Source organism: bacterium (assembly GCA_021159335.1).
In the GTDB taxonomy this organism is placed as follows: Bacteria; UBP14; UBA6098; order B30-G16; family B30-G16; genus JAGGRZ01.
Map to the genome: position 1 here is coordinate 20,376 of JAGGRZ010000120.1, position 9,363 is coordinate 29,738.

11 protein-coding genes are annotated in these 9,363 nt (G+C 44.3%); 10 read left to right on the forward strand and 1 reads right to left on the reverse strand.

The features are described 5' to 3' along the window. Positions 1-78 precede the first annotated feature (78 nt). From J7J62_06590 to J7J62_06635, 10 genes are read left to right on the forward strand one after another with little or no spacing between them, the layout of a single operon-like run. Positions 79-1,095 (forward strand): glycosyltransferase, encoded by a 1,017-nt coding sequence (locus J7J62_06590; GenBank protein MCD6124821.1) that lies wholly within the window; start codon positions 79-81, stop codon positions 1,093-1,095. 51 nt (positions 1,096-1,146) lie between these two features. After that, complete coding sequence (hprK, locus tag J7J62_06595) at positions 1,147-2,133, forward strand: HPr(Ser) kinase/phosphatase (protein MCD6124822.1); 987 nt, start codon at positions 1,147-1,149, stop codon at positions 2,131-2,133. Beyond that, a complete protein-coding gene (locus tag J7J62_06600) occupies positions 2,133-2,897 on the forward strand; it encodes an ABC transporter permease (GenBank protein MCD6124823.1) in 765 nt (254 codons plus the stop codon). The genes hprK and J7J62_06600 overlap by 1 nt, the downstream gene beginning before the upstream one ends. Then, a complete protein-coding gene (locus J7J62_06605) occupies positions 2,894-3,652 on the forward strand; it encodes an ATP-binding cassette domain-containing protein (protein ID MCD6124824.1) in 759 nt (252 codons plus the stop codon). Before J7J62_06600 ends, J7J62_06605 begins: the two co-directional genes overlap by 4 nt. A gap of 33 nt (positions 3,653-3,685) precedes the next feature. After that, complete coding sequence (locus J7J62_06610; protein MCD6124825.1) at positions 3,686-4,663, forward strand: MCE family protein; 978 nt, start codon at positions 3,686-3,688, stop codon at positions 4,661-4,663. Between the two features lie 20 nt (positions 4,664-4,683). Then, positions 4,684-5,448, forward strand: a complete 765-nt coding sequence (locus J7J62_06615; GenBank protein ID MCD6124826.1) for a type III pantothenate kinase — start codon at positions 4,684-4,686, stop codon at positions 5,446-5,448. Continuing rightward, positions 5,445-6,494 (forward strand): PHP domain-containing protein, encoded by a 1,050-nt coding sequence (locus tag J7J62_06620; GenBank protein MCD6124827.1) that lies wholly within the window; start codon positions 5,445-5,447, stop codon positions 6,492-6,494. The genes J7J62_06615 and J7J62_06620 overlap by 4 nt, the downstream gene beginning before the upstream one ends. After that, a complete protein-coding gene (locus tag J7J62_06625; protein MCD6124828.1) occupies positions 6,491-7,315 on the forward strand; it encodes a histidinol-phosphatase HisJ family protein in 825 nt (274 codons plus the stop codon). The genes J7J62_06620 and J7J62_06625 overlap by 4 nt, the downstream gene beginning before the upstream one ends. Further along, on the forward strand, positions 7,308-8,165 hold the full coding sequence (locus J7J62_06630) for an inositol monophosphatase (protein ID MCD6124829.1): 858 nt from the start codon (positions 7,308-7,310) through the stop codon (positions 8,163-8,165). Before J7J62_06625 ends, J7J62_06630 begins: the two co-directional genes overlap by 8 nt. Then, the gene (locus J7J62_06635; protein ID MCD6124830.1) at positions 8,149-8,778 is read left to right on the forward strand and encodes a lysophospholipid acyltransferase family protein; all 630 of its coding nucleotides are present in this window, start codon (positions 8,149-8,151) and stop codon (positions 8,776-8,778) included. The genes J7J62_06630 and J7J62_06635 overlap by 17 nt, the downstream gene beginning before the upstream one ends. Before the next feature lie 59 nt (positions 8,779-8,837). Here the strand turns inward: J7J62_06635 and J7J62_06640 are convergent, their stop codons facing one another. Next, positions 8,838-9,125 (reverse strand): 4Fe-4S dicluster domain-containing protein, encoded by a 288-nt coding sequence (locus J7J62_06640; GenBank protein MCD6124831.1) that lies wholly within the window; start codon positions 9,123-9,125, stop codon positions 8,838-8,840. Positions 9,126-9,363 lie beyond the last annotated feature (238 nt).

Here is a 9,363-nt window from a genome sequence, read left to right on the forward strand (position 1 = left end):
GTGTGCGAAGGAGGAATCTGGCGATTTTAATACTTTGAATCTTTGAGTTTTGATGAGCATGAGAGAGTTTCCTAAAGTATCAATAGTTATATCGCACGGAATGAGGAGCGTTATCTTGGCGAGTGCCTTGAGTCAATAGCTTCGCAGACATATCCTCACGAGCTGATTGAGCTTTTACTTGTAGACAGCGCCTCTGAGGACAGGACGAGGGACATAATGGAGGATTTTGTGAGCAAAACTGACATTAATGTTAAGATTTTATCTAACCCACGCGGCGACACTCCTCGAGGGCTTAATACTGGCATAAAAGCGGCGACAGGTGAGCTAATAATGTTTATGAGCGCGCATTCGTACATGCCTGAAAACCATATCGAGCGTGCAGTGAAAATCCTTTACGAAAAGGATGCGGATGGTGTTAGTTGCAGATTGAAATCCATTGGTTCGGGCATGGGGAAAGTTTGGGACGATGTTATTGCTGCGGCTATGGAATCGCCTGTAGGACTCGGAAATGTTAAGGCGCGAGTTGGGAAAAAATCTGGTTGGGTTGATAATCCTATGTTCGCTTTGTATCGTAGAGAGCTTTTCGAAAGGTTTGGTTACCTCGACGAAAGATTAACCAGAAATCAGGATTACGAGTTTAACCAGCGGTGCTATCAAGGCGGAGCGCGGTTCTGGTTTCAGCCCGATTTAGTGGTCTATTACCACAACAGGCCAACATTGCGCGCATTATGGCGACAATATTTCAATAGCGCTTTTTGGAGAGCATTCATGGTGGGACAGTTTGGGCGGGCAATAAGGTTGCGCCATTTGGTGCCCCCCGCTTTCGTCGTGGTGCTTGTCCTTTCAGCACTGTTTGCATTAGTGAGCAAGTTCTGGATTTCAGTATTTTTGTGCATATTCGGGCTGTATGTTATTACAATAATTTTGGGAGCAGCTATCGAAGCAGTGAAAAGAAGGAAAGCGAGGATTTTCCCGCTATTACCAATAGCTTTTGCTACCATCCACTTCGCATTTGGGATTGGGATGATAGCTGGTTTAGTAAAATTTGTACTTCTTGGCAAGAGAAAATACATTAAAGCCGCCGTGAAACAGTAAAGTTAGTGATTTAGCTTGCTTGCCTCACTTTTATGCTCAATATTAATTTCGATGACCGCAATAAAGATACACAAACTTTTCACAGAGCTGCGAGACACGCTGGAGCTTACGGTTTATGCTGGCCGTGAAGGGCTTATGCGCTCCCTGACCAGCAAATACATAAACCGTCCAAGCATGGCGCTTATGGGTTGGTATAAAGTTTTCGCGTGCGAGCGCGTTCAGGTGCTGGGAAAAACGGAGATAACTTATCTGAACGACCTGCCGAAAGAAAAGCTTTACGATACTCTGGAGAAACTTTTTACATACGAGGACGATAAAGGGCGCAGGATACCTTGTATAATAGTAAGCCGTGGGCTTGAACCGCCAGCTGTCCTTGCGAAACTCGCCGATGAATACAAGGTTCCGATACTTATCAGTCGTCTGCGGACTACTGAACTCATGAGCAGATTGTCCCGATGGCTCGAGCTGTTTTTCGCACCTACTATAACAGTTCACGGCACTATGGTTGATGTTTTAGGTGTTGGAATACTTTTTACAGGCAAAAGTGGCGTTGGTAAAAGTGAATGTGCTCTCGACCTTATCGAAAGAGGACATAGGCTTATAGCGGACGACATTGTGGTGATAAAGCGAATAGGAACAAATGTGCTTATGGCTTATCCAACCGATGTTCAGGGACATTACATTGAGATTCGCGGGCTTGGACTTATAGACATTGAGAAACTCTTTGGGATAAGAGCAATAAGGCTCCAAAAAAGGGTGGAAATAAACATTCACCTCGTTTTCTGGAACGAGCTCGACGAATGCGAAAGGCTGGGTATAACCGAAAGATACACATCATTCCTGAATGTCGAGATACCGAAGATTATTATCCCCGTCTCACCGGGCAAAAATTTGACATCCATAACCGAGGTTATAGCTACCAACTTTAAGATAAAAACTTTCGGTGAGAATCTTGCCAAATCGTTCATTGATAGAATCGAGGAGACGCTAAGAAGAAGGCGCAAGACCAGTTCTTACCTTATGGAGGACTACGAATAATGCGGAACCAGCTCGATAGGTTTTTCATCTCAGTGGCGGAATTCTTCGAGCTTGGTGGAAACATATTCACATCAATTTTCCGAAAGCCCTTTTACGCCGAGGACACGCTTTATCAGATGTACTCCATAGGAATTCAATCGCTTCCTATTGTGACGCTTACTAACCTTTTTACGGGCATGATATACGCACTTCAAACGGGTCATGAACTCGCTATTTTCGGGGCGAAAATGTATGTCGGCTCGCTTTTGTCCATATCGTTTATAAGAGAGCTTGGACCAGTTCTTACTGCACTCGTTATTGCGGGGCGTGTGGGAGCAGGTATCGCTGCTGAGCTCGGTTCAATGAAAGTTACTGAGCAAATTGACGCTATGCGCGCTATGGGAACTGACCCGATAAAAAAACTTGCAGTAACGAGAGTTCTTGCTGGGCTGACTATGGTTCCAGCACTGACGATTCTTGCAAATGGCGTCGGGCTTTTCGGCGGGCTTTTCGTGGCTACGACTGTGCTGGGCATATCCGCGCAATTTTACTGGAAAACCGTATTTGACATATTGATTATTGATGATGTAATAATGTCAATTCTTAAATCGGTGGTTTTCGGACTTATAATAGTTTGGGTGGCGTGTTATGTTGGATTCTCGACTACTGGCGGAACCGAAGGTGTGGGCAGGTCAACAACCAAGTCGGTGGTTATATCGTCTGTTGCCATACTCGTGGGCGATTATTTCATTACTCAAATTCTTCTGTGGGTGCTTAGGATATGATTGAAATAGTAAATGTATGGAAATACTTTGATGAACAACCCGTTCTGCGCGGGATAAACCTCGTGGTTCCTTCGGGGAAAACCACGCTCATACTTGGACGCTCGGGTTGCGGTAAAAGCGTGCTTCTTAAAGTAATACTGCGACTTCTCGACCTTGACGAGGGGCGGATAATAATAAATGGTGTTGATACAACGGATTTCGACGAGTCCCAGATGATGAAGATAAGGAAGAAGATAGGGATGCTTTTCCAGAGTTCTGCGCTTTTCGATTCGCTAACAGTGTGGGAGAATGTGGCGTTCCCATTGGTTGAGCATTCAACGCTAAGTGAAGAAGAGATAAACGAGCGAGTAATGACACTTCTCGAGTTCGTTGAGCTTTCGGATGCTGCGAACAAACTTCCCGGAGAGCTTTCGGGCGGAATGAAAAAAAGAGCTGCTCTTGCGAGAGCGTTGGCAACTAACCCTGAATTCCTTTTTTTCGACGAACCTACCACCGGACTTGACCCCATAACTGCTGCCAGAATAAACGAACTCATAGTCAGAACTAAAGAGCGATTTAAAACGACATCTATAGTAGTGACGCATGACATAATAAGCGCATTAACCGTAGGTGATAAATTTGCCTTCATTCACGATGGGCGAATAGAGTTTGAGGGCAATCGAGAGGAATTGCTAAACTCTGATGTTCCGGCGCTTAAGGAATTTCTTTCTCAGGCTGCTCCAAAAAGTGTTATAAATAAACTTATTAGAGGTTAAGCTTTTTTGGTATAAATTTATTTTGGAGGAGAAATGGCAGCTAAGGGCAGAATAAAAGATAAAACGGTGGCAGTGGGTGGTCTTATAACTGCCTCAATTTTGCTTGCGCTTGTTGCTATAATAATAATAAGCGGGCAGCAGGGGCTTTTCAAACATCGTTACGAGATCCGCGCAAGAATGGAGCAGGTAAGCGGACTTCAGGTAGGAGCACCGGTATGGTTGGCTGGTGTTAATGTAGGTTCTGTTTCGGAGATAATATTTATACCCTCAGATTCCAGCGGGAAAACATGTGTTGAGGTAAGAATGAAGATAAAAAAGAGCGTGCAAAAATACATTCGTCGCGATAGTAAAGCTCGTATAGGAACTCTTGGGCTACTCGGAGACAAGTATGTCGCCATAACGCTTGGCAGCGCTGACCAGCCGATGCTTGAAGATGGTGATTACATTCAATGCACAAGCCCGATAGATTTCGAGGAGTTGTTGTCAAGAAGTGTCAATGTGGTGGATGATGTTACCGAAGCGATACATTCGTTTAAAGGGATAGCTGAAAAAATAAATCAGGGCGAGGGGACTGTTGGGCAACTTATAAACAATCCAAAGCTTTCCCGCGACCTTGAGAGATTCTTTGCCCTCGTAAACAAAATGGTTGAAAGTGTGGAATCTGATAAAAGCACCATAGGATTGCTGTTCAGGAATCCGTCTCTTTATTACAGGCTTGACACGATGTTCACCCAGCTATCCTCGCTTGCGAGCGCTCTTTACGAAAGCCGAGGCATTCTTAGGAAAGTGCTTTCGGATACGATGATGTACGCTCGTTTGTCAAACACGATTGCAAGACTTGATTCGCTTACTGAACTTGTAAGCCGCGGTGAGGGGACCATAGGCGCAGCAATGAAAAATAGAGAGCTTTATGACAGGCTTAATTCAGCTGCAGCGACGCTTGATTCGCTCGTGAAGGAAATAAAGCGAAATCCCAAAAAATACATTAATGTCAGACTTAGGTTATTCTGATAAAGTATGGTTTTCCAAAGATGGGCAAGGAAAAGCTTTTAATACTCGACATCGGGAACCGCTTTATTAAAGTGTATGTTACTGTTGGCGACGAGCTTGGCGGGCGGTGGCAATTTTCCCGGGCAGATCTTGCGTGGTCTGGCAGACTTTCGACTATTGCGCGCCAGTCAGGAGCTGAGGCAGCCATTGTCGTCTCGGTGGTCCCCGAAACAACCGAAATAGCATTGAATGTTTTGGCAGGGGAGGGGCTTGGAGTTGTTAATGTTAATGGCGAAATGGAGTTGCCGATAAAGCTCGAATATGGCAACCTACGAAAGCTTGGCGCAGACAGAGTTGCGGTGGCGGTAGGAGCCTGGAATTTCTACTCAGATGATGCGAAGAAAATTCTCGTCGTTGATGCGGGAACGGCAGTAACGATAGACCTTATTAGTAATGGTGTATTTCGCGGTGGAGCTATATTGCCCGGGATTGAACTTATGAAACGGGCGCTTTTCCAATCCACGGCGCAACTTGGGCCTGCTGACGACGAGATAAAACCTCAATTCCCTGGTAAAGGTACCAGTCAGTGTATAGCGGCGGGAACTGTTGCTGCTGTGTGTGGCGCTGTTATTTATCTGTGGGAAAGACTCATTAAGTCAGATATTAATTCGTTGTTACTGCTTACAGGTGGAAGTGCAGGTTATATATCGAGCTTTCTTCCGTTGCCTCACAGGATAGATGACTTACTACTCGTTAAGGGCGCAATAGCCATATATGATTTCGCAAAGGCTCGGGAAAAAAGATGAGCCAAAACGAGAAACTTTACGAATATGTGGGTGTCGTCCACATTCATACGCTCGATTCGGACGGCACAAAACCTCACGAATATATAATAAAGCTCGCTCAGAAGTATAATATTGATTTCCTTATGTTTGCGGACCACATGACTCTTGCCAGCAAGTCGAAGGAGGGCTGGTATGATGGTGTGCTGGTTATTATTGGTTACGAGCATGAGGACCCGACAGGAATTAATCATTACTTAGTCTTTGGTGTGAATGAGGTTTTGCCCAGGACACTTAATCCTAAAGAATATGTGGCAAGAGTTCGTGAAGCTGGTGGTATCGGAATAATTGCTCATCCCTTTGAGTCAAGACAAATACAGAAATACCCGCCATATCCTTGGACGGATTGGGATGCTTACCAGTTCGACGGGATAGAAATATGGAATCACATGTCATCGTGGCTTGAGGGTATAGCCTGTGGCAACAAGTTAAAATATTTGTTAAAACCTCGCAGTTTGCTTCATGCCCCGCCTGCTTTGGCAATAAAAAAATGGGATGAGCTGAATCTTTCTCGAAAAGTGTGCGGCATAGCCTCTGCTGATGCTCACGGTTATAAACTTCGTTTGCTCAAACTGTTCTGGAGAACTGTTTTCCCTTATAAAATTGGACTTAATTCACTTTGGACACATATTCTTGCAAGAAGCCCCATACCCGAAAGTTCCCAGCGCGCAAAAGATTTTGTTTTCGATGCCATAAGAGAATGCAGAGTTTTCATCTCTAACCGTCGCTGGGGTGATGCCCGTGGATTCAGATTTTTTGCGAAAAGTGGGAGCGAGTTCGCTTCGATAGGTGACAGGATACACCTAAGCCCTGAGCTTAGATTTTTTGTTGTTGCGCCAGATTCATCGGACATCATATTTGTTCACAATGGTGAGAAGATTGAAAAGAAGCACGGCAAGACTGCTGAATTTAAGCCTTTTGAAGAAGGCATATACCGTGTCGAACTTGTGCGGGAAGGAAAGGTATGGATAATAAGCAACCATATAAGGGTGATAAGCGGCACAAAATGAAAAACAAAAACGATATATTCGAGTGCGATTGTCATGTTCATCCTGACTATTCTATTGATGCGCGAGGCAGAGCCGAAGAATTTGTGAAAGAGGCTATTAAGAAAGGGTTTAAGCGAATTTGCTTCACAACGCATATAGACCTTGACCCTATACTTTCCGCATATGACCCATATATAAGATTTCGTGGGAGGTTATATAGGCTCGCTGATGAATATATAATAGAATATAAAAATGAATTGATAAATCTGAAAAAAATATATGAGGGTAAAATTGAGGTTATATGGGGGTTTGAGTTTTCATACGGTCTTCATTTCGAGCAGAAAATAAGAGATTTTATTGAAAAATTTCGGCCTGAGTTCACTATAGGTTCTATTCACGCTCTTGATGGGATTGAAATAACGAGCAGCAAATTTAAAGATCTGGCAAGGAGAGTTTTTGAGATTAATTCATTCATTCCAAAATATTATGACATGATAGTTTCACTGGCCGCGAGCGGAATTTTTGATGTTGTAGGACATATTGATGGATATAAGAAGTATCTTGGGCTTTACTGGGGGATCTCGCGATGTGAGGAGCTTGAGGCAAAATTTCTTCCGCAGATAGCGGCTGAGCTTAAAGCTTTGAGCATGCCTATTGAGCTTAACACCGCGGGTTTGCGCAGAGAGCTTAAATCCACATATCCGTCGGAAACGGCACTTAAAATTTTGCTTAAGCATGGTGTTAGGGTTGCCACAGTGGGTTCAGATGCGCATTCACCCGAGCAGGTTGGCGAAGGTTTCGATATTGCGGAAGAATTACTTAAAGGAGTTATTTATGATTGATTTGAATGAATTCTACGAACAATCTGATTTCTGGCGGGAACCAGAATTGAGTCTTGATGAGGAATTAGAACTGCTCGAATTCGCCAGGAAAATTTCTGAGCGTGCGGGGGAGATACTGCGCGATGGTTATTTTCGCCGCAAGGAAATAGGGTACAAATCAAGGCGTGAAATAGTTACGTCATGCGATATAGCGAGCGAAAAGTTCATACGCTCCAGTATAAGGGAAAAGTTCGAGCATCATAAGATACTCTCCGAGGAGTTAGGAGCATCACAAGCGCTGGAAGTTGAGTATTTGTGGGTGGTGGACCCACTTGATGGCACTAATAATTTTGCGCATGGGTTTCCGGTTTTTGCTGTATCGATAGCGCTGGTTCATAGGGGAAGGCTGGTTCTGGGCGTCATTCGAGACCCGCTAAGGTCTGAAACTTTCGAAGCATCGAGTCGAACCGCTGCCAAACTTAATGGGCAGGAAATAACGGTTTCCAAGATTTCAGAGCTTTCCGATGCCCTTATTGCCACGGGATTTCCGTATTCGAGAAAGCCGGGTAGTGAGGATAATTTAAACTTTTTTGTTGCATTTTTTTATCGAGCACTAGGCATAAGACGGGCAGGTTCCGCTGCTCTCGACTTAGCTTATACTGCTTGCGGGCGACTTGACGGTTTCTGGGAGCTCAAGCTAAAACCATGGGACATGGCTGCTGGTGCTATTATAGTCAAAAAAGCAGGTGGTATAGCGAGCGACTTTAGTGGAAAGCCGTGGACATTAACATCCGACAGAATTATTGCTGCCAATCCCGAAATTTTCCCGCAAATGCTTGAAGTAATAAAGGAGAATGAAAGAGAAAAGTAAACTTTCGTTTTGGGACAGGATTTTATTTTTTGTAGCTGAGTATATCCTGCCTTTTTTGATACGCTTTCTGGGAATGACCTGGGGCGTGAAGATTTATGGTATGGAAAATTATGTGCGTAAGGGGGCTTTGTTCGTTTTCTGGCATGAACACATTCTGCCGCTTTCTTATGTGTTTCGAGGTCGGGGAATAAAGGTATTGATTAGTGAGTCCCGAGATGGCGAGATTATAGCAAGGGCTGTTCGGAGACTCGGTTTTGGAGTTATTCGTGGTTCGTCCACAAGAGGTGGCACCAAGGCACTTACGAGAATATTGGCGGAGCTTAAGGCAGGCAATGTTGTTGCGATAACCCCTGATGGTCCAAGAGGTCCTCGACGAAAAGTGAAACCGGGGGTGGCATTGGCAGCGGTTAGAAGCGGCGCGAGTGTGGTTGCATTTTGGGCTGAGGCGAAACCACACAAAAGGCTTAATAGCTGGGACAGATTTCTGATACCATTACCATTCGCCAGGGTGAATATATATATTGGAAAACCAGTAAAATATCTTAAGGAGAATGATTTAGACTATATATGTGCCGAAATTGAAAATATGCTTAATAAACTTGGACAAAAGTAAGGTTAAGAAGAATGTCCTTATATAAGTGACAGCTACCGATTAGCAACGATTATTTTCGGTCAGTATGGCTTTCCCTCGCGCTCAGTTGTTTCAGCCATTTCCTTTATGCCTGACGGAACATAGCCCATTTTCCACAGCTTTTGCCTTATGTGCTCGACGATCTTTGGCGTATCTATTTGCATTGGGCAGAACTTTACGCATCTTCCGCATAGTGTGCATGCGAAAGCCATAGGCGCAGCCTTTTCCCAGCCGCCTGCGATGAATGCCGTCCACGGTATTCCTATGCCGCCTATATATTTGTGACCCCAATAGCCTGTTACTATTGGGTAGACTGGACATTCATACATGCATGCGCCGCAGCGAACACATCTTAAAGCTTGTCTTATTATCGGGTCTTTTGCAGCTTCTGTGCGTCCCCCATCGAGGAAGATGACATGAAATTCCTGCGGTCCGTGTGCGTTTTGTATGCTTGGTTAACTAATTTTTTTGTTAAGCACAAAATTTATTCTTGACATGTTTTATTTTGTTCTTAAAATTTTAATTGGTGGAAGCATGGTAAGGATTTTTAAAGGAAGCGTCGGTTTA

What these genes read in the sequence shown, in the direction of transcription:
- hprK (MCD6124822.1), top strand. Translation starts at nt 1,147, where the DNA reads ATGACCGCAATAAAGATACACAAACTTTTCACAGAGCTGCGAGACACG.
- J7J62_06600 (MCD6124823.1), top strand. Translation starts at nt 2,133, where the DNA reads ATGCGGAACCAGCTCGATAGGTTTTTCATCTCAGTGGCGGAATTCTTC.
- J7J62_06605 (MCD6124824.1), top strand. Translation starts at nt 2,894, where the DNA reads ATGATTGAAATAGTAAATGTATGGAAATACTTTGATGAACAACCCGTT.
- J7J62_06610 (MCD6124825.1), top strand. Translation starts at nt 3,686, where the DNA reads ATGGCAGCTAAGGGCAGAATAAAAGATAAAACGGTGGCAGTGGGTGGT.
- J7J62_06615 (MCD6124826.1), top strand. Translation starts at nt 4,684, where the DNA reads ATGGGCAAGGAAAAGCTTTTAATACTCGACATCGGGAACCGCTTTATT.
- J7J62_06620 (MCD6124827.1), top strand. Translation starts at nt 5,445, where the DNA reads ATGAGCCAAAACGAGAAACTTTACGAATATGTGGGTGTCGTCCACATT.
- J7J62_06625 (MCD6124828.1), top strand. Translation starts at nt 6,491, where the DNA reads ATGAAAAACAAAAACGATATATTCGAGTGCGATTGTCATGTTCATCCT.
- J7J62_06630 (MCD6124829.1), top strand. Translation starts at nt 7,308, where the DNA reads ATGATTGATTTGAATGAATTCTACGAACAATCTGATTTCTGGCGGGAA.
- J7J62_06635 (MCD6124830.1), top strand. Translation starts at nt 8,149, where the DNA reads ATGAAAGAGAAAAGTAAACTTTCGTTTTGGGACAGGATTTTATTTTTT.
- J7J62_06640 (MCD6124831.1), bottom strand. Translation starts at nt 9,125, where the DNA reads ATGTATGAATGTCCAGTCTACCCAATAGTAACAGGCTATTGGGGTCAC.